Origin of the sequence: Streptomyces sp. NPDC050085, assembly GCF_044460595.1 — a bacterium.
GTDB lineage: Bacteria > Actinomycetota > Actinomycetes > Streptomycetales > Streptomycetaceae > Streptomyces.
Genome location: NZ_JBITJZ010000005.1, coordinates 725,636 through 745,296, shown reverse-complemented (window position 1 = coordinate 745,296; position 19,661 = coordinate 725,636). Strand labels below are relative to the sequence as shown.

Below are 19,661 nucleotides of genomic sequence, written 5' to 3'. Positions count from 1 at the left end.
GTTGTTCGAGAGCTTGGGGGCGCGTGCCAGGCGTCGTGAGGCTGGGGGCACCTCCCAGCGTTAGCTGGGGGAGGGAGTTTGAAGACACGCCCTAGAGGTCTTCCTCGCGCTCCGGCCGTCCCATGAACCAGTACGAGCCGGCCACGAGCAGGCCTCCACCGACGATGTTGCCGGGCACGGTGAACAGCAGGTTCCGCGCCAGGTCGCCGAAGCCCGCGCTGCCGTCCAGGATCGCCAGCGAGAACAGGGCCATGTTGGCCACGCAGTGCTCGAACCCGACCGCCACGAACACCAGGACCGGGATCCACAGCACGAAGATCTTCGCGCCGTCGCCCTTGGCCCGGTAGAACATCCAGATCGCGAGGCAGACCAGCAGGTTGCACAGCACGGCCCGCCAGAACAACTGGCCCCCGCCGAGCGCTTCCTTGCCGTGCACCATCCCGGCGAGCATGGCACGCGCGGACGGCGTGGACGTGACCCCGGACGCGTGCACCATCGCGCCGAACAGGAACGCCCCCACGAAGTTCCCGACCAGCGACAGCGCCCAGCTGCCCGCCAGGTCCCTGGCCCCGGTGCGTCCGGTGAGCGCGCCGATCAGCATCACCATCACGTTGCTGGTGAACAGCTGCGCCCCCGCGAACATCACGATGGTCAGCGCGATCGGGAAGACGAGGCCCTCGAGCAGCTTGGTCGCGGCGGACCCGGCGGCGACGAAGGGCGAGATCGCGACGAGCAGCAGCACCTCGCCGACCCCGATGTACGCGCCCGCGAGCACGGCCGAGACGAAGTAGCGCGGAGTCCGCCGGAGGTCGTGCGCCTTGTGGGCGGCCTGCTCGGACGTTTCCTCTACGTTCTCCGCAATGCTGGTCACATATCGACGCTAGGCCCGTCCCGGACCGCCGATGACCGGAAAAGGTCACCGGTGTACGGACCTGCCGACCCGGCGCCCCGGGACCTGCGACCCGCTCCTAGACTTGCCCACCATGCGAACCGAGCCTGTCGTCCACGTCACCGGACTGGTGAAGCGGTACGGAAACAAGACCGCGGTCGACGGTCTCGACCTCACGGCAGCCCCCGGGATCACCGCCGTCCTCGGCCCCAACGGTGCGGGCAAGACCACCACGATCGAGACCTGCGAGGGCTACCGCAGGCCGGACTCCGGCACCGTCCGCGTCCTCGGCCTCGACCCGGTCAGGCAGGCCTCGGCGCTGCGCCCCCGGATCGGGGTCATGCTGCAGTCCGGCGGCGTCTACTCGGGCGCCCGCGCCGACGAGATGCTCCGCCACGTGGCCAAGCTGCACGCCGACCCGCTCGACGTGGACGCCCTCATCGAGCGCCTGGGGCTCGGCAGTTGCGGCCGTACGACGTACCGGCGGCTGTCCGGCGGACAGCAGCAGCGGCTCGCGCTCGCGATGGCCGTGGTCGGCCGCCCCGAGCTGGTCTTCCTCGACGAGCCGACCGCGGGGCTCGACCCGCAGGCCCGCCGCGCCACGTGGGACCTGGTCCGCGACCTGCGTACCGACGGCGTCTCGGTCATCCTGACCACGCACCACATGGACGAGGCCGAGCAGCTCTCCGACGACGTCGCCATCGTCGACGCGGGCAAGGTCATCGCCCAGGGCTCCCCGGAGCAGCTGTGCCGCGGCGGCGCCGAGAACACGCTGCGCTTCACCGGCCGCCCCGGCCTGGACGTGGCCTCGCTCCTGAAGGCCCTGCCCGCGGACTCCGCTGCCGCCGAACTCACCCCGGGCTCCTACCGCGTGGCCGGCAAGGTCGACCCACAGCTGCTCGCGACGGTCACGTCCTGGTGCGCCCAGCACGGCGTGATGCCGGACCGGATCTCCGTCGAGCGGCACACCCTCGAAGACGTCTTCCTCGAACTGACCGGCAAGGAGCTGCGCGGATGAGCACGACGGATCCGACCTCCCGGCCGGGGGTCCGGGGGTTGCCCCCGGAAAGACACAGCCTCGAACTGACCGGCAAGGAGCTGCGCGGATGAGCGCCGGTACGTACGCCCCCGCCCCCGGAGCGGCACCGCTCCCCCGCATGATCGCCGCGCAGGCCGCGTTCGAGACGAAGATGCTGCTGCGCAACGGCGAACAGCTCCTGCTCACGGTGGTCATCCCGACGCTGCTGCTGGTCCTGTTCTCGGCGGTGGACATCGTCGACACGGGCTCGGGCAAGGCGGTCGACTTCCTGACGCCGGGCATCCTCGCGCTCGCGGTGATGTCGACGGCGTTCACCGGGCAGGCCATCGCGACGGGCTTCGAGCGCCGCTACGGCGTCCTCAAGAGGCTCGGCGCCTCGCCGCTCCCCCGCTGGGGCCTGATGACCGCCAAGACGATCTCCGTGCTGGTCACGGAGGTGCTCCAGGTCGTCCTCCTCACAGTCATCGCGTTCGCCCTCGGCTGGTCCCCGCACGGGAACCCCTTCGCCGTTCTCCTCCTCCTGGTCCTCGGTACCGCCGCGTTCTCCGGTCTGGGGCTCCTCATGGCCGGCACGCTCAAGGCCGAGGCGACGCTGGCCGCGGCCAACCTGGTCTTCCTGCTCCTCCTGGTCGGCGGCGGCGTCATCGTGCCGCTCGACAAGTTCCCCGACGCCGCGCAGTCGGTGCTCGGCCTGCTGCCCATCTCCGCGCTCTCCGACGGCCTGCGCGACGTCCTGCAGCACGGGGCCTCGATGCCCTGGGGCGACCTCGGCATCCTCGCGGTGTGGGCGGTCGTGGGCCTCGGCGCGGCGGGCCGCTTCTTCCGCTGGGAGTAGGGGTCCCGCGCCGGAAACGACGTAACGGGCATCACAATTGGCCCAGTTACGTCCCCCTCGTGAAGGCGTGCACAAGCGGCCCCCTACGATGGGCCCGTGCCAAAGCTGACCCGCGCCGACGCCGTCCAGGCCATGCGCAACCCGCTCGCCTTCATCGCCGAGCGCTGGACCCCCACGCAGCGAACCGTCCAGCGCGCGGCGCTCTCCGCCGTCGTGATGACGGTGGTCATCGTCGTGACCGGCGGCGCGGTGCGCCTGACCGGGTCGGGCCTCGGCTGCCCGACCTGGCCCAAGTGCACCGACCAGTCGCTGACCGCGACGAGCGAGATGGGCTTCCACGGAGCCATCGAGTTCGGCAACCGCATGCTCACGTACGTGCTGTGCGCCGCGGTCGGCTGGGCGATCATCGCCGCGCGTGCGCAGAAGCCGTGGCGGCGCTCGGTGACCCGGCTCGGCTGGACCCAGTTCTGGCTCGTGATGGGCAACGCGGTGCTCGGCGGCATCGTCGTCCTGGTCGGCCTCAACCCGTACACGGTCGCGGCCCACTTCATGCTGACCACGGCCCTGCTGACGGTCGCCGTGGTGATGTGGCAGCGCACCCGCGAGGGCGACGCCGAACCGCGTCCGCTGGTCGGCAAGGCGATCAAGCAGCTGGTCTGGTTCCTGGTCGTGGCGTCGGCGCTGCTCATCGCCGTCGGCACCGTGGTGACCGGCGCGGGTCCGCACGCCGGTGACTCCAGCGACGTCCACCGCATGCCGCTCGACTGGGAGACGGTCGCCAAGGGGCACGCGGTCCTGGCCTGGATCGTGGTGACGCTGACCTTCGCCCTCTGGTTCGTCCTGAAGGCGGTCGACGCCCCCAAGGGCCCGCTGCACCGCACCCGCGACCTGTTCCTGATCCTGCTCGCCCAGGGGATCATCGGCTACGTCCAGTACTTCACGGACCTGCCCGAGGTCCTGGTCGGTCTGCACATGCTCGGCTCGGCCCTCGTCTGGATCGGCGTCCTGCGCGTCGTCCTCTCCCTGCGCGAGCGCCCGCAGGCCGAGGTGGGCGTTCCGGCCCAGACCGGCTCGGAGCTCTCGACCGTCTGACGCCCGCCGCTCAGGCGTTCTCGGCGTCGAGCCCGTAGACCCGCCGCGCCGTCCCCGCCGCGATCATCGTCGCGACCCGCTGCGCGTCGCCGAGGGACCACGCGCCCTCGGCGACCCAGCCGCCGAGCACCCGGCCCAGCGCCTCCCGGAACAGCCGGGCCCCCACGACGTGCAGCTCCGGGATGCCGTGGGCGCCGCTGGAGAACAGCAGCTTGCCGAACGGGGCCAGTTCGAGGATCTCCGCGAACACCGCCGCCGCGCGGGCCCCGGTCCGGGCGAGCGCCGGGCCGAGATCGGCGTAGACGTGCGGGAAGGTCCCCGCCAGGTGGGCGGCGTGCCGGTGGTACGGGTAGCCGTGCAGCAGGATCAGATCGGTGCCGAGGCCCGCCGTGGCGCGGGCGAAGTCGGTGAGCAGCACCGGGTCCGTGCGGTCGGTGCTTCCCCACGTTCTCGAATCCGCTCGAACAGGGGAGACCCCGAGGCCCGGTTCGCCGAGTCCCGCGTGCAGTTGGAGCGGCCGGCCCGAGGCCACCGCGATCCACAGCAGATGACGCAGCAGGACGGGGTCGCTGAGCGGCCCGCCGACCGTCCGCCCCGCCAGCCAGCGCCCGGCCGCGCCCCGCACCTCACCGGGCCCGGGCGGCTGCGGTGCGAGGGCGAGTCCGTGGCGTACGCCCGCGACCGAGGTGAAGGCGACGGCGCTCGCGGCCGCGGCGTGCACCGACTCGGCGAGGTTCGCGAGGAAGGACTCGACGGTCCCCGAGGTGTCCGCGACCTGTTCGGCCAGCAATTCGAGGCGGACGATCTCGTGCGCCTGCGCCTCCCCGGCCCGCGCCAGCTCGGCGGGCCCGGTGAGGTCTCCGGGCAGCCCGGTGTCGACGAGGTACGTGGTGATGCCGCTGCCGCGCAACAGCCGCCGGCCCGATTCCAGGACGCCGAGCTCGCGGCGCCTGGCCAGATAGCGGGCGGGCGGGCAGTGGGGTTCGAGGCCGAGCAGCGGCGGGCACCAGCGGCGTACCGCGAAACCGGTCTGGGTGTCGAAGAACGTGGTGCCGGGGGCGGGCGGGCCCTCACCCCTGCCGAGATGGGCCTCGAACGTGCCGAGGCCCAGTTCCGTGCGCAGCACCCCGTGGCAGTACTGGTCCACCAGGGACGGCGTTTCGATCATCCGGGCTCCCGTGTATGGACCGTGCTCTCACAGTCCTAACGGGTGAACCGGCCCCTGGTATTGCTGCAACACCAGGGCCGTACACACGCCCGATTCAGCCGCCGAGCTGGATGCCCGCCATGCGCTTCCACTCGTACGGGCCGGTCTCGACCTTCGCCGCGAACTCGCCGTCGAAGTCCTCGTGGACCGTGATGCCGGCCTGCTCGACCGCCTTCTGCGCGACCTCGTAGGTGCCGGCCACCAGGTTGCCCCAGCCGCCGTCCTCGCCGACGAGGACGATCCGGGTGCCGCGCTCGCCGATGTACGCGAGCTGTCCCTCTGCGCCGCCGTGCGCCTTGGCGAACGCGCCGATCTCCTTGGCCAGCTTGGCCGCCCGGCGCTCGTCCTTCGCCGCCCGACGGGGCGCCTCAACCGCTTGAGTCTCTGCCATGGACAGGATGCTACCGACGAGTAGCCAAACAAGCGATGGGTGGGGCGCGTGGTCTGGGCCACGCGCCCCACCCATCGGGGAATCAGCGAACGGTCAGCGCAGGAAGGGGTCCACCGCGACCGCGACGAAGAGCAGCGAGACGTAGGTGATGGACCAGTGGAACAGCCGCATCTCCTTGAGCTTGCCGCCCGTCACCTCGGCCTTGGCCCGGTTCTGCAGGCCGTGCGCCTCCCACAGCCAGAAGCCGCCCGCGAGCAGCGCGACCACGGTGTAGAACCAGCCGGTGTAGCCGAGCGGCGTCAGCAGCAGCGAGACGACGACCATCACCCAGCTGTAGAGGACGATCTGCCTGGCCACGACCTTGTTGGAGGCGATGACCGGCAGCATCGGCACGCCCACGCGCGCGTAGTCGTCCTTCACCTTCATGGACAGCGGCCAGTAGTGCGGCGGCGTCCAGAAGAACATGACGAGGAAGAGGATGACCGGCGCCCACGACATCGAGTTCGTGACCGAGGACCAGCCGATGAGGACGGGCAGGCAGCCCGCGATGCCGCCCCACACGATGTTCTGCGACGTACGGCGCTTCAGGATCATCGTGTAGACGACCACATAGAAGAGCAGTGCGCCCAGCGACAGCCACGCGGAGAGCCAGTTGACCGCGAAGCCGAACAGGAGCGTGGAGATCACCGCGAGGGAGATGCCGAAGACCAGGCACTCCTTCGGGCTGACCATCCCCGTCACCAGCGGCCGCTGCGACGTGCGCTCCATGAGGGCGTCGATGTCGCGGTCGTACCACATGTTCAGCGCGTTGGCGCCGCCCGCGGACAGGTAGCCGCCGAGGCAGGTGATCAGCACCAGCTTCAGATTCGGCACACCCTGTTCGGCGAGGAACATCACCGGAACCGTGGTGATGAGCAGAAGCTCGATGATCCGCGGCTTGGTCAGCGCCACGAACGCCTTGACTCGGGCCCCGAACGGCCGCTGGCCCTGGTTGCTGCTGCTCGTCAGCGCTCCCGCTGGACGGGATTCGACGGCCGTCACGCACACCCCTGACAGAGACTCCAGCGAGCCCCCGAAGCAGTCCACTTGGATGTGAAGTCCCGGTAAAGGCTCGCGCGTACCACGCCACTGTAGACGTTGCCTATACCTGGCCCTTCGCGGGGGTGGGGTCGTGTTGGGAGGCATGCCGGGACGGACGCAGCGCGCGCTCCCGATGAGCTCCCGATGAGCTTCTGCCGAGGTTCGGATGAGCTTTCGCCGCCCCGGATGAGCCCCCAGATGAGCGGCTCCGTATTCACGTGACGAACGACGCCGAATCCCTGTCAGGAGGCGGATTTCCCAGAGTCCCGGCAGTCTGGAATGACTCGAAAAAATGCACGTTCCAGCAAGGGTAGGCTCGACAACGGCCGGTGAGACCGACATCACCGGCATTAGCCATGTGGAGAGGAGCCCTGACTCAGGGTGAGCACCAAGCCGACCACCACAGACCTCGAGTGGACCGATGTGGACCAGCGGGCCGTTGACACCGCCCGCGTCCTGGCCGCCGACGCCGTACAGAAGGTCGGCAACGGCCATCCCGGTACGGCGATGAGCCTGGCCCCGGCCGCGTACACCCTCTTCCAGAAGGTGATGCGGCACGACCCGGCGGACGCCGACTGGGTGGGGCGTGACCGTTTCGTCCTGTCCGCGGGCCACTCGTCCCTGACCCTCTACATCCAGCTCTACCTGGCCGGCTTCGGCCTGGAGCTGGACGACCTGAAGGCGTTCCGGACGTGGGGCTCCAAGACCCCCGGCCACCCGGAGTACGGGCACACCACCGGTGTCGAGACGACGACCGGCCCGCTGGGACAGGGTGTCGCCAACGCGGTGGGCATGGCGATGGCCGCCCGCTACGAGCGCGGCCTGTTCGACCCGGAGGCCGCCCCCGGCACCTCCCCGTTCGACCACTTCGTCTACGCGATCGCCGGTGACGGCTGCCTCCAGGAGGGCATCTCCGCCGAGGCGTCCTCCCTGGCCGGGCACCAGCAGCTCGGCAACCTGGTCCTGCTGTGGGACGACAACCACATCTCGATCGAGGGCGACACCGAGACGGCGGTCTCCGAGGACACCTGCAAGCGCTACGAGGCGTACGGCTGGCACGTCCAGCGCGTGGCCCCGAAGCCGGACGGCGACCTGGACCACGAGGCGATCTACAACGCCGTCGAGGCGGCGAAGAAGGTCACGGACAAGCCGTCCTTCATCGCGATGCGCTCGATCATCGCCTGGCCCGCCCCGAACGCGCAGAACACCGAGGCCGCGCACGGCTCGGCGCTCGGCGACGACGAGGTGGCCGCGACCAAGCGCGTCCTCGGCTTCGACCCCGAGAAGACCTTCGAGGTCTCCGACGAGGTCATCGGCCACACCCGCCGGGCCCTCGACCGCGGCGCCCAGGCCAAGGCCGAGTGGGAGAAGTCGTTCCAGGAGTGGCGGACCGCCAACCCGGAGCGCGCCGCCGAGTTCGACCGGATCAACGCGGGCGAGCTGCCGGCCGGCTGGGAGGAGAAGCTCCCGGCCTTCGAGACCGGCAAGGGCGTCGCGACGCGTGCCGCGTCCGGCAAGGTCCTGCAGGCCCTCGGTGCCGTGATCCCCGAGCTGTGGGGCGGCTCCGCCGACCTCGCCGGCTCGAACAACACGACGATCGACAAGACGTCGTCGTTCCTCCCGGCGGGCAACCCGCTGCCGGAGGCGGACCCGTACGGCCGCACGATCCACTTCGGCATCCGCGAGCACTCCATGGCCGCGGAGATGAACGGCATCGCGCTGCACGGCCACACCCGTATCTACGGCGGCACCTTCCTGGTGTTCTCCGACTACATGCGCAACGCGGTACGTCTGTCGGCCCTGATGCACCTTCCGGTGACGTACGTGTGGACGCACGACTCGGTCGGTCTCGGCGAGGACGGCCCCACGCACCAGCCGGTCGAGCACCTCGCCTCGCTGCGCGCGATTCCCGGACTCAACGTCGTGCGCCCGGCCGACGCCAACGAGACGGCCATCGCCTGGCGCGAGGTCCTCAAGCGCGGCAAGAAGGACTACGGCAAGAGCGCCCCGCACGGCCTCGTCCTGACCCGTCAGGGCGTGCCCACGTACGAGGCGAACGAGGGCACCGTCAAGGGCGGCTACGTCCTCGTCGAGGCCTCGAAGGCGACGCCGGACCTGATCCTGATCGCCACCGGTTCCGAGGTGCAGCTCGCCGTCGAGGCGCGCGAGACCCTCGAGGCCGAGGGCGTGGCCACGCGCGTCGTCTCGATGCCGTGTGTCGAGTGGTTCGAGGAGCAGGACCAGGGGTACCGGGACAGCGTCCTGCCGCCGTCGGTCAAGGCGCGCGTCTCGGTCGAGGCCGGGATCGGTCTGACCTGGCACAAGTACGTCGGTGACGCCGGCCGCATCGTTTCGCTGGAGCACTTCGGTGCTTCGGCCGACGGCAAGGTCCTCTTCCGCGAGTTCGGCTTCACTGCCGAGAACGTGGCGGCCAAGGCGCGGGAATCCCTCGCCGCGGCTCAGCGCTGACGCCCCCGTAGACGACATAGGAGATGCAATTTCCATGACAGACGCACTCAAGCGCCTCTCCGAGGAGGGCGTCGCGATCTGGCTGGACGACCTGTCGCGCAAGCGGATCACGTCCGGCAACCTCGCCGAACTGATCGACCAGCAGCACGTCGTGGGCGTCACCACCAACCCCTCGATCTTCCAGAAGGCGATCTCCAGCGGCGACGGTTACGAGCAGCAGCTCACCGACCTCGCCGCCCGCAAGGTCACCGTCGAAGAGGCCATCCGCATGATCACGACGGCGGACGTCCGTGACGCCGCCGACATCCTGCGCCCGGTCTTCGACGCGACCGGCGGCCAGGACGGCCGGGTCTCCATCGAGGTCGACCCGCGGCTCGCCCACAACACGCAGGCCACGGTCGCCGAGGCCAAGCAGCTGGCGTGGCTGGTGGACCGCCCGAACACGCTCATCAAGATCCCGGCGACGAAGGCGGGCCTGCCCGCGATCACCGAGGTCATCGGCAAGGGCATCAGCGTCAACGTCACGCTGATCTTCTCCCTCGCCCGCTACCGCGAGGTCATGGACGCCTACCTGGCCGGTCTGGAGAAGGCCAAGGCCGCCGGCCTGGACCTCTCCAAGATCCACTCGGTGGCGTCCTTCTTCGTGTCCCGCGTGGACACCGAGATCGACAAGCGGATCGACGCGCTCGGCAGCGAAGAGGCGAAGGCCGCGCGCGGCAAGGCCGGTCTGGCCAACGCCCGTCTCGCGTACGAGGCCTTCGAGGAGGTCTTCAGCGGCGACCGCTGGGCCGCCCTGGACAAGGCGCAGGCCAACAAGCAGCGTCCGCTGTGGGCCTCGACCGGCGTGAAGGACAAGGCGTACAAGGACACCCTGTACGTCGACGACCTGGTCGCCCCGGGCACGGTCAACACCATGCCGGAGGCCACGCTCGAGGCGGCGGCCGACCACGGTCAGATCACCGGCAACACGATCTCGGGCACGTACGACCAGTCCCGCAAGGAGATCGAGGCCGTCGAGAAGCTCGGGATCTCGTACGACGAGGTCGTGCAGCTTCTGGAGGACGAGGGCGTCGAGAAGTTCGAGGCGGCCTGGAACGACCTGCTCAAGTCGACCGAGGCGGAGCTCAAGCGCCTCGCCCCTTCGGAGGGCTGATCCCTTGACCGCACACGGAGCGCACCACAATCCGCTCCGTGACGCCGCCGACCGACGGCTCCCGCGCATCGCGGGGCCGTCGGGCCTGGTGATCTTCGGCGTCACGGGTGATTTGTCACGTAAAAAGCTGATGCCTGCCGTGTATGACCTCGCCAACCGGGGGCTGCTGCCGCCGGGCTTCTCGCTGATCGGGTTCGCCCGGCGCGAGTGGCAGGACGAGGACTTCGCGCAGGAAGTGCACGACGCGGTCAAGCAGCACGCGCGGACGCCGTTCCGCGAGGAGGTCTGGCAGCAGCTCATCCAGGGCATGCGTTTCGTCCAGGGCAACTTCGACGACGACGACGCCTTCGAGTCGCTGAAGTCGACGATCCAGGACCTCGACAAGGCGCAGGGCACGGGCGGGAACTTCGCGTTCTACCTCTCCGTACCTCCCAAGTTCTTCCCGCAGGTCGTGCAGCAGCTGAAGAAGCACGGTCTCGCGGACGCCCCCGAGGGGTCCTGGCGCCGGGCCGTCATCGAGAAGCCGTTCGGCCACGACCTCGCGTCGGCGAAGGAGCTGAACGCGATCGTGCACGAGGTGTTCGACCCGGACCAGGTGTTCCGGATCGACCACTACCTCGGCAAGGAGACGGTGCAGAACATCCTGGCGCTGCGCTTCGCGAACCAGATGTTCGAGCCGATCTGGAACCGGTCGTACGTGGACCACGTGCAGATCACGATGGCCGAGGACATCGGCATCGGCGGCCGCGCCGGCTACTACGACGGCATCGGCGCCGCCCGCGACGTCATCCAGAACCACCTGCTCCAGCTGATGGCGCTCACGGCCATGGAGGAGCCCGCCTCCTTCGACGCGGACGCGCTCGTCGCCGAGAAGGCCAAGGTGCTCGGCGCGGTCAGGCTGCCGAAGGACCTGGGCAAGGACACGGTGCGCGGCCAGTACGCGGCCGGGTGGCAGGGCGGCGAGAAGGCCGTCGGATATCTGCAGGAAGACGGGATCGACCCCAAGTCGAAGACCGACACGTACGCGGCCGTCAAGCTGGAGGTGGACAACCGCCGTTGGGCGGGCGTGCCCTTCTACCTGCGGACCGGCAAGCGTCTGGGCCGGCGCGTCACCGAGATCGCCGTCGTCTTCCAGCGCGCCCCGCACTCCCCCTTCGACCACACGGCGACGGAGGAGCTGGGCCAGAACGCGATCGTGATCCGCGTCCAGCCGGACGAGGGCATCACGGTCCGCTTCGGCTCGAAGGTGCCGGGCACGTCGATGGAGATCCGGGACGTCTCGATGGACTTCGCGTACGGCGAGTCCTTCACCGAGTCGAGCCCCGAGGCGTACGAACGGCTCATCCTGGACGTCCTGTTGGGCGACTCCAACCTCTTCCCGCGCACGGAGGAGGTCGAGCTGTCCTGGAACATCCTCGACCCGATCGAGAAGTACTGGGACACGCACGGCAAGCCCGCGCAGTACCCGTCCGGCACGTGGGGGCCCGCCGAGGCGGACGAAATGCTCGCACGAGACGGACGGAGCTGGCGGCGCCCATGAAGATCGACCTTACGGACACCACGTCCAGCAAGATCAACAAGTCGCTCGTGCAGGCGCGCCGGGCCATCGGCACCCCTGCCGTCGGCATGGTGCTGACCCTCGTCATCGTCACGGACGAGGAGAACGCCTACGACGCCCTGAAGGCGGCCAACGACGCGTCGCGCGAGCACCCCTCGCGCAAGCTGGTCGTCATCAAGCGCGTCTCCCGCTCCCCGCGTGACCGGACCAAGTCGCGGCTCGACGCCGAGGTGCGGGTCGGCACCGACGCGGGCACCGGCGAGACCGTCGTCCTGCGCCTGTACGGCGAGGTCGTCAACCACGCCCAGTCGGTCGTCCTGCCGCTGTTGCTGCCGGACGCCCCGACCGTCGTGTGGTGGCCCGTCGACGCGCCGCTCGACCCCGCCCAGGACCCGCTGGGCGCGCTCGCCCAGCGCCGCGTCACGGACACGTACGCGGCCGAGCAGCCGATCCACGAGCTGGAGGCCCGCGCGGCGTCCTACTCCCCCGGCGACACGGACCTGTCCTGGACCCGGATCACGCCGTGGCGCTCCATGCTCGCCGCCGCGCTCGACCAAGTGACCTGTGATGTCACCTCGGTCGAAGTCGAGGGCGAGGAGTTCAACCCGAGCTGCGAGCTGCTCGCCATGTGGCTCGCGGACCGGCTCGACGTGCCGGTGAAGCGCAGCCTGTCGGCGGGCCCCGGCCTGACCGGCGTACGGCTCGACTCCACCTGCGGCCCGATCGTCCTCGACCGGGCCGACGGCACCCTGGCCACGCTCTCCATCCAGGGCCAGCCGGACCGCGCGGTGGCGCTCAAGCGCCGCGAGACGTCCGAGCTGATCGCGGAGGAGCTGCGGCGCCTGGACCCGGACGACACGTACGCGGCCGCGCTCAGGTTCGGCGTGGACCGGCTGGGCGAGCCCGTGGAGCAGTTGACGGCGCCCGCGCCGGAACCGGCTTCGGCGCCCGCGCCCGCCCCGGCGAAGAAGGCGGCCGCCAAGAAGGCGCCCGCGAAGAAGGTCGCGGCCAAGAAGGCCCCGGCCAAAAAGGCAGCAGCGAAGTGAGCGCAGACAAGTGAGTGCAGACAAGTGAGTGCAGCACCCCAACTCGTCGTCCACCGCGACAAGGAGCTGATGGCGCAGGCGGCCGCGGCGCGACTGATCACCAAGATCGTCGACGCCCAGGCCGCCCGCGGCTCCGCCTCCGTCGTCCTCACGGGCGGCCGCAACGGCAACGGGCTGCTCGCGGCCCTCGCCGCCGCGCCCGCCCGGGACGCGATCGACTGGGGCCGGCTCGACCTGTGGTGGGGCGACGAGCGGTTCCTGCCGGACGGGGACCCCGAGCGCAACTACACGCAGGCCAAGGAGGCCCTCCTCGACAGCGTGCCGCTCGACCCCCGGCGCGTGCACCCCATGCCCGCGTCGGACGGCCCGTACGAGCCGGACGCCGCGGCCGAGGTGTACGCGGCCGAGCTCGCCACCGCGGCCGGACCCGAGGACCACGGCCCCGTGCCGACCTTCGACGTCCTGATGCTCGGCGTCGGCCCGGACACGCACGTCGCGTCGCTCTTCCCCGAGCTGCCCGCGGTCCGCGAGACCGAGCGCACGGTGGTCGGCGTGCGCGGCGCCCCGAAGCCGCCGCCCACCCGCATCACGCTCACGCTCCCGGCGATCCGGGCCGCGCGCGAGGTGTGGCTGCTCGCGGCGGGCGAGGACAAGGCGAAGGCTGCGGCGATCGCGCTGTCCGGCGCGGGCGAGATCCAGGCCCCGGCAGCGGGCGCCTACGGCCGCTCGCGCACCCTGTGGCTGCTCGACGCGGCCGCGGCGTCGCAGCTTCCGCCGGAGCTGTACCCGCCGGCGATCGCGTAGCACTGCGTACGTCCGTAAGGCCCCGCTTCCTTAAGGAGGAGGGGCTTTACGCGTGCTGCGGGACCCGGTAGTCGGAGCCGTCCTGTTCCCGTACGAGGAGACCGTCGATGACGCAGTAGCGGCGCAGCGCCGCGGTGTCGTCGTGGACGGTGCGCAGTGCCTCGTTGACCTCGCGCTCGCTGTAGGTGCGGTCGGCGTCGAAGAGGGTGTCCGTGAGGTGCACGAGGAGCTCGTGGCGCACGGCGGGGCGGACCGGGATCGCGGTGAGCCGGCCGCGGGCGAAGAAGCCGGTGAGGTGGCGCGGAACTCCCGTGCCGGGTTCGGGAGTTCGGGCCCGGCGGAACACCTCGGGGCCCGCGCGCAGTGACCCGTCGGCGAGGCGCTCGACGAGCCCCGCGGTGATCAGCCTGCCGAGGTGCTTGCGGGCGGCCGGGGAGTCGGCCTCGCGCGGCGGGAGTTCACCGAGCACGATGCGCGCGTACAGCCTGAGTCGTTCGGGATCGGCGAGGGCCGATATGAGCGGGTCCACTGAGGTGCCTCCCGGCTGGGTCGCGGACCGGCAGTCTGACCCGCCGGGCGGCACCCCCGCATCCGATTAACTCAACGGCCGCGCAGCGAGCGGTACTTGGCGACGAGAGCCGTGGTCGAGCCGTCGAGCCCCGGCACGTCCGCGCCCTCGGTCAGGGCCGGTTCGACGCGCTTGGCGAGGACCTTGCCGAGCTCGACGCCCCACTGGTCGAAGGAGTCGATGTTCCAGACGGCTCCCTGGACGAACACCTTGTGCTCGTAGAGCGCGACCAGCTGGCCGAGCACGGAGGGCGTCAGGGACTTGGCGAGGATCGTCGTCGTCGGGTGGTTGCCCTTGAACGTCTTGTGCGGCACCAGCTCCTCCGGCACGCCCTCCGCGCGCACCTCGTCCGGCGTCTTGCCGAAGGCGAGGGCCTGCGTCTGCGCGAAGAAGTTGGCCATGAGCAGGTCGTGCTGGGCGACGAGCCCGGGCAGCAGATCGGCGACGGGCTCGGCGAAGCCGATGAAGTCCGCCGGGATCAACTTCGTGCCCTGGTGGATGAGTTGGTAGTAGGCGTGCTGCCCGTTGGTGCCCGGGGTGCCCCAGACCACCGGGCCGGTCTGCCACTCCACCTCCTCACCGTTGCGCTGCACGTACTTGCCGTTCGACTCCATGTCGAGCTGCTGCAAGTAGGCGGTGAACTTCGACAGGTAGTGGCTGTAGGGCAGCACGGCGTGCGACTGGGCGTCGTGGAAATTGCCGTACCAGATGCCCAACAGGCCCATCAGGAGCGGCACGTTGGACTCGGCGGGCGCCGTGCGGAAGTGCTCGTCGACGAGGTGGAAGCCGTCGAGCATCTCGCGGAACGCGTCGGGTCCGATCGCGATCATCAGGGACAGGCCGATCGCGGAGTCGTACGAGTAGCGCCCGCCGACCCAGTCCCAGAACTCGAACATGTTGGCCGTGTCGATGCCGAAGTCCGCGACCTTCTCGCTGTTCGTCGACAGCGCCACGAAGTGCTTGGCGACGGCTTCCTGACCGGCCCTCAGCCCGGTGAGCAGCCAGTCGCGCGCGGACGTCGCGTTGGTGATCGTCTCGATGGTGGTGAAGGTCTTCGAGGCGATGATGAACAGCGTCTCGGCCGGGTCCAGGTCCCGTACGGCCTCGTGCAGGTCGGCTCCGTCGACGTTCGACACGAAGCGGACCGTGAGGTCGCGGTCGGTGAAGGAGCGCAGCACCTCGTAGGCCATGGCCGGGCCCAGGTCGGAGCCGCCGATGCCGATGTTGACCACGTTCTTGATGCGCTTGCCGGTGTGCCCGGTCCACTCGCCGGAGCGGACCCGGTCGGCGAACGCGGCCATCTTGTCGAGCACGGCGTGCACGCCCGGCACCACGTTCTCACCGTCGACCTCGATCACGGCGTCCCGCGGGGCGCGCAGGGCGACGTGCAGGACGGCCCGGTCCTCGGTCGTGTTGATCTTCTCGCCGCGGAACATGGCGTCCCGCAGCCCGAAGACATCGGTCGCGGCGGCCAGCTCGCGCAGCAGCCGCAGGGTCTCGTCGGTGACCAGGTGCTTGGAGTGGTCGATGTGCAGATCGCCGACCTCGAGCACCTGGGACGAGCCGCGCGCCGGATCGGCGGCGAACAGCTCGCGCAGCTGGACGTCGCCCAGCTGCTCCCGGTGCTTGACCAGCGCCTGCCACTCGGCCGTCTGGGTGAGCCTCGCGCGGCCCGCCGCGCCTGCTTCGAACGCGTTCATCTCGGACTTCAGCTCTCTCTCGTACGTCCGTACGCACCTTGCCCCCGCTGCTTCGACCAACCTAATTGATCAGCGGCCGGTATGAGAGGTCTGTCCGGAACCGGGTCAGTGGCCGCCGCGGTGCAGGCGCCCCGTGTAGTGATCCTCGAGTCGGCCGTTGCGTTCGAAGCCGCCGGGCAGGTTCGCGGAGACGTAGACGGGCGGCTCGTGGCCCTCGGCGAGCAGCAGGGCGACGGCCTCGGCCACCACCATCTGCACGAGCAGCGCGGAGGTGATGGTGGAGACGCCGCAGAGCCTGCCTCCGTCGGGCAGCGGCAGGATCGCGTCGCCGGTGGGCGCGCAGTTGTCGAGGACGGCGTCGGCGTGGTCGGCGAGGCGGCTGCCGCTCGCGTGCAGGGCGGGGACGGAGCGGGTGTGCTCCAGCGAGGTGAGAGCGATCAGCGCGTGCCCCTTGTCCTTGACCAGGAGGGCCATGTCGACGATCGAGTTGTTGACGCCCGAGTTCGAGATGATCACGAACAGGTCCTGGGGGCGCGGGGTGCTCAGCTCGTAGAGGCGGGCGGCGAGCCCGGGGCGGCGCTCCAGGAGCGGGTCGGCGAGCACCTCGCGGTCCTCGCCGCCGCGCAGCACCAGGTCGTGCAGGGCGATCCGGGTGGTGGGGATGAGGCCGCCCGCGCGCCCGGAGATCTCCAGCGCGGTGGCCTGGGAGTGGCCCGTGCCGAAGGCGTGCACGACACCGTCGGCGGCGACGCAGTCCGCGATCAGCCGGGCCGCGGCCGCGACGCCCTCCTTGTTGGTGGCGACGGCCCGCTCGACGTGCTCGCGCACCTGGTCCGCCAACTCGCCCGCGCCGAGCCGCTGTTCCGTCATGACCCCGACCACCTTCGGTTCAATGATTCAGTTCATCGCGTACGAGATGAAAGACTGAGCCAAGCCGGAGATGCCGTCAAGACGTCCCCGGCGATTCGGTGGCCAGCAGCCGGGCCAGGGCCACCGCGCCGCCGACCCCGTCGGGCACGGCGGAGCAGGCCAGGCCCAACGGCTCCACGGCCTCGAGCAGCCGCTCCCCCAGCGGGCCACCGGGACCGAGCAACCCTCCGGTGACGACCAGCGGTTCACTGGGCACGGGCTCCAACACCCCGACCGTCTCGGCCAGTTGACGAGCCGCCTCGTCGAGCAACTGCCGCGCCCATACGTCCCCCCGATCGGCCGCGGTGACCACGAGAGGGCTCAACTCCGCGAGGACGACGGGGCGTTGCGCATAGGCCCAGGTCGCGATCGCCTGCTTGAGGCGGTGCCGGTCGGTCCAGTCGAGCGACGGGTCGCCGAGGCCCGGCACCACCCGGTCGAGCACCAGCGTCACCAGCGGGCCCCACTCCGCGCGGCCGTCCACCGCCCGCAGCGCGCTGCTCAGCGCCTGCCGGCCGAGCCAGAACCCGCTGCCGGTGTCGCCGAGCAGCCAGCCGTCGCCGTCCACGACCCGCACGGTGCGCCTGCCTGCGATCCGGGCCGCGACCGCGCCGGTGCCCGCGATCAGCACCAGCCCGTCGGCCGGGGCGCCGGGCCCCGCCGCGCAGGCCACCTCGACGTCGCCGTACGTACGCACCGCGGCGTCCACCCCGATCCCGGCCAGCGCCTCGGCCAGACAGTCCTCCGCGACGCCGCCCCCGCCCGCGAACCCGCCGACGACACCGGCCACCGCCCGCCGCAGCGGCTCGGGCACGGCCTGCGCCAGGGCCTGCTCCAGATTCCGTACGAGCGTGGGGCGCCCGACGCTCAGCGCGTTGCCCGGACCACCGTGCCCGGAGCCGACGAGCCGCCCTTCCGCGTCCTCACAGCGGGCCCGCACCCGGGTGCCTCCGGCGTCGATCCCGACGGCGAGCGGAGCGGCGTATTGATCGATGGATTCAGTGAGCACACCGCATGATGATTGATAGATTCAGCGCAGGACAACACCTGGACCGCCGGGAATCCATCCACCCCAGCCGGGAGTCACCCGCATGATCACAGCCCGGATCCGCTCCGAACTGCCCACGCTCAGCGGGTCGTTGCGCAAGGTCGGCGCATACGTGCTGGCCGACCCGGCGGCGGTCGCCGGGACCTCCGCGGCCGACCTGGGGCGCCGCACCGGCACGTCGCAGGCCACCGTCACCCGGTTCTGCCAGGCGCTCGGCCTGGAGACGTACCAGCGGCTGCTGCTCGAACTCGCCAAGGAACAGGGCGAGCAGGAGACCATCGGCCCGGCCGCTCCCGAGGACCGTCCCCTCGGCCCCGACATCGGCCCGGACGACGATCTGGAGCAGCTGATCTCGGTCGTCGCCCACGCGGACCTCCAGGCGCTGCGCAGCACCCGGGACCAGCTCGACCGCACCGCCCTCGAAGCCGCGGCCCAGGCCCTCGCCAGGGCCCGGCGCATCGACGTCTACGGGGTGGGCGGCTCGGGGATCCTCGCGCGCGAGACGGAGGCCAGGCTCTTCGGGATCGGGATGCCGGCCCGCGGCTGGACCGAGGTGCACGCCGCGGAGACCTCGGCGGCGCTGCTGACGCCCGCGGACGCCGCCGTGGCGCTGTCCCACTCGGGCCGCACCCGCGAGGTGCTCGGCCCGCTGCGGCTCGCCGCCGAGCGCGGGGCCACGACGATCGCGGTCACCGGCGACCCGCGCTCCCCCGTCGCCCAGGCCGCCGCGGTGCATCTGACGTGGACGGCGGCCGAGACGAGCTTCAGGCGCGGCAGCTTCGGCGCCCGGCACTCGGCGCTGCTGATCCTGGACTGCCTCTACGCGCGCGTGGCGCAGCTGACGTACGACCGGGCGACCGCGTCGATCGCGCTCACGGCACACATCTCCGAGGAGCACGCGGCCCGCCCGCGCCGCCGCACGTGAAACCCGAACCGGCCGGGCACCCGCAAAGGGCACCCGGCCGGTCCTCGACTTCTAGATCTCGCCCCGCAGTTTCGCGAGCGCCTCGGCGAGGATGGCCTCGCCGTCCGCGTCGCTGCGCCGCTCCCGTACGTACGCGAGGTGCGTCTTGTAGGGCTCGGTGCGCGGCGGGTCCGGCGGATTGTCCCGGTCCTGTCCGGCCGGGAATCCGCAGCGCGGACAGTCCCAGGTCTCCGGCACCTGCGCGTCGGAGGCGAAGCTCGGCTGCGTCTCGTGCCCGTTCGAGCACCAGAAGGAGATGCGCAGGCGTGGCGCGGACTCGCCGCGCTCGGCCTCGCCCATCGGCCCCGCCCCGACCCGACTTCCTCGGATCGCGTTGCCACTTGCCACGGTCGTAACTCCCTGCGTAATGGTGCCGCGAAGCGTGTCGGCGTCTCGCTTCGCCGCGGAGCGCCTCAGTCTACGTAAGGCCCAACGCGCGTCCAGTGATCGGAGTTACATCCCCGCCCCTAGACGCAAGCCCCATGATAGGCCGCGTTGTTGAGCGCGTACCGGACATGGGGCCTTACGTGAGCAATGTGCAGTTGTAACGAGTCGAAGCGACGCTTGGCGGCCGAGGGTCAGTTGTTGACCTTCATAAGGATGCCGAGCACGACGATGCAGGCGAACCAGAGCAGACCGATCACGATCGTGATCCGGTCCAGGTTCCGCTCGGCGACCGAGGAGCCGCCGACGGAGGACTGCATGCCGCCACCGAACATGTCGGAGAGGCCGCCACCCTTTCCCTTGTGCATCAGCACAAGGAGCATCAGCAGCAGGCTGAAGACGATCAGGGCGATCGAGAACCCCATAACCACGGCTGGACCAACTTCCTCGGACTTATTCGGACGACGGGGCCGAAGCTCGAAAGAGCCTCGGCCCCGCAAGGGTACGTCGTATCGCCGCTAGCGC

At 70.6% G+C, this 19,661-nt stretch carries 19 protein-coding genes; 9 read left to right on the top strand and 10 right to left on the bottom strand.

The features are described from left to right. Positions 1-91: 91 nt before the first annotated feature. Complete coding sequence (locus ACIBUY_RS23060) at positions 92-871, bottom strand: formate/nitrite transporter family protein (protein WP_365569884.1); 780 nt, start codon at positions 869-871, stop codon at positions 92-94. A 112-nt stretch (positions 872-983) separates the two neighbouring features. Here ACIBUY_RS23060 and ACIBUY_RS23055 point away from each other — a divergent pair, with 112 nt between their 5' ends. The 3 genes from ACIBUY_RS23055 (at position 984) to ACIBUY_RS23045 (ending at position 3,855) form a co-directional block, all read left to right on the top strand. Continuing rightward, positions 984-1,907 carry an ABC transporter ATP-binding protein gene (locus tag ACIBUY_RS23055; RefSeq protein WP_365569881.1) on the top strand — a complete coding sequence of 308 codons (924 nt, stop codon included), beginning with the start codon at positions 984-986 and terminating at the stop codon, positions 1,905-1,907. 88 nt (positions 1,908-1,995) lie between these two features. After that, positions 1,996-2,763, top strand: coding sequence for an ABC transporter permease (locus ACIBUY_RS23050; RefSeq protein WP_399153479.1), 768 nt, complete (start codon positions 1,996-1,998; stop codon positions 2,761-2,763). Positions 2,764-2,859: 96 nt separating this feature from the next. Continuing rightward, positions 2,860-3,855 carry a heme A synthase gene (locus ACIBUY_RS23045; protein WP_399153478.1) on the top strand — a complete coding sequence of 332 codons (996 nt, stop codon included), beginning with the start codon at positions 2,860-2,862 and terminating at the stop codon, positions 3,853-3,855. Between the two features lie 10 nt (positions 3,856-3,865). Here the strand turns inward: ACIBUY_RS23045 and ACIBUY_RS23040 are convergent, their stop codons facing one another. The 3 genes from ACIBUY_RS23040 to ACIBUY_RS23030 all read right to left on the bottom strand — a co-directional run bounded on the left by ACIBUY_RS23040 (position 3,866) and on the right by ACIBUY_RS23030 (position 6,404). Continuing rightward, entirely contained in the window at positions 3,866-5,023 is a 1,158-nt protein-coding gene (locus tag ACIBUY_RS23040) for an amidohydrolase family protein (protein ID WP_399153477.1), read from the bottom strand. Between the two features lie 94 nt (positions 5,024-5,117). After that, entirely contained in the window at positions 5,118-5,453 is a 336-nt protein-coding gene (locus ACIBUY_RS23035) for a hypothetical protein (protein WP_365569869.1), read from the bottom strand. A 93-nt stretch (positions 5,454-5,546) separates the two neighbouring features. Next, positions 5,547-6,404 (bottom strand): heme o synthase, encoded by an 858-nt coding sequence (locus ACIBUY_RS23030; RefSeq protein WP_365569926.1) that lies wholly within the window; start codon positions 6,402-6,404, stop codon positions 5,547-5,549. Between the two features lie 510 nt (positions 6,405-6,914). On the opposite strand from ACIBUY_RS23030, the gene tkt reads away from it, so the two are divergent. The 5 genes from tkt to pgl are packed head-to-tail and all read left to right on the top strand — an operon-like array spanning position 6,915 to position 13,563. After that, entirely contained in the window at positions 6,915-9,002 is a 2,088-nt protein-coding gene (gene tkt, locus ACIBUY_RS23025; RefSeq protein WP_399153476.1) for a transketolase, read from the top strand. Positions 9,003-9,036: 34 nt separating this feature from the next. Beyond that, positions 9,037-10,155 (top strand): transaldolase, encoded by a 1,119-nt coding sequence (gene tal / locus ACIBUY_RS23020; RefSeq protein WP_365569863.1) that lies wholly within the window; start codon positions 9,037-9,039, stop codon positions 10,153-10,155. A 4-nt stretch (positions 10,156-10,159) separates the two neighbouring features. Then, positions 10,160-11,695, top strand: coding sequence for a glucose-6-phosphate dehydrogenase (gene zwf / locus ACIBUY_RS23015; RefSeq protein ID WP_365569860.1), 1,536 nt, complete (start codon positions 10,160-10,162; stop codon positions 11,693-11,695). After that, complete coding sequence (gene opcA / locus ACIBUY_RS23010) at positions 11,692-12,759, top strand: glucose-6-phosphate dehydrogenase assembly protein OpcA (RefSeq protein ID WP_365569858.1); 1,068 nt, start codon at positions 11,692-11,694, stop codon at positions 12,757-12,759. Before zwf ends, opcA begins: the two co-directional genes overlap by 4 nt. A 24-nt stretch (positions 12,760-12,783) precedes the next feature. Further along, positions 12,784-13,563 carry a 6-phosphogluconolactonase gene (gene pgl, locus ACIBUY_RS23005; RefSeq protein WP_365569855.1) on the top strand — a complete coding sequence of 260 codons (780 nt, stop codon included), beginning with the start codon at positions 12,784-12,786 and terminating at the stop codon, positions 13,561-13,563. Positions 13,564-13,609: 46 nt separating this feature from the next. Here pgl and ACIBUY_RS23000 read toward each other — a convergent pair whose 3' ends face one another. The 4 genes from ACIBUY_RS23000 to ACIBUY_RS22985 form a co-directional block, all read right to left on the bottom strand. Then, positions 13,610-13,909, bottom strand: coding sequence for a DUF2087 domain-containing protein (locus tag ACIBUY_RS23000; protein ID WP_365569923.1), 300 nt, complete (start codon positions 13,907-13,909; stop codon positions 13,610-13,612). A gap of 254 nt (positions 13,910-14,163) precedes the next feature. Beyond that, complete coding sequence (gene pgi / locus ACIBUY_RS22995; protein WP_365569852.1) at positions 14,164-15,831, bottom strand: glucose-6-phosphate isomerase; 1,668 nt, start codon at positions 15,829-15,831, stop codon at positions 14,164-14,166. Positions 15,832-15,936: 105 nt separating this feature from the next. Next, positions 15,937-16,701: an SIS domain-containing protein gene (locus ACIBUY_RS22990; protein ID WP_365569849.1), complete on the bottom strand. Its 765-nt coding sequence runs from the start codon at positions 16,699-16,701 to the stop codon at positions 15,937-15,939. Positions 16,702-16,777: 76 nt separating this feature from the next. Beyond that, positions 16,778-17,749: an N-acetylglucosamine kinase gene (locus ACIBUY_RS22985; protein WP_399153475.1), complete on the bottom strand. Its 972-nt coding sequence runs from the start codon at positions 17,747-17,749 to the stop codon at positions 16,778-16,780. Positions 17,750-17,831: 82 nt separating this feature from the next. On the opposite strand from ACIBUY_RS22985, the gene ACIBUY_RS22980 reads away from it, so the two are divergent. Beyond that, on the top strand, positions 17,832-18,713 hold the full coding sequence (locus ACIBUY_RS22980; protein WP_365569843.1) for a MurR/RpiR family transcriptional regulator: 882 nt from the start codon (positions 17,832-17,834) through the stop codon (positions 18,711-18,713). Positions 18,714-18,764: 51 nt separating this feature from the next. Here the strand turns inward: ACIBUY_RS22980 and ACIBUY_RS22975 are convergent, their stop codons facing one another. Further along, the gene (locus tag ACIBUY_RS22975) at positions 18,765-19,100 is read right to left on the bottom strand and encodes an RNA polymerase-binding protein RbpA (protein ID WP_003976875.1); all 336 of its coding nucleotides are present in this window, start codon (positions 19,098-19,100) and stop codon (positions 18,765-18,767) included. Between the two features lie 230 nt (positions 19,101-19,330). Then, positions 19,331-19,561, bottom strand: a complete 231-nt coding sequence (secG, locus tag ACIBUY_RS22970; protein WP_365569840.1) for a preprotein translocase subunit SecG — start codon at positions 19,559-19,561, stop codon at positions 19,331-19,333. Between the last annotated feature and the right edge of the window lie 100 nt (positions 19,562-19,661).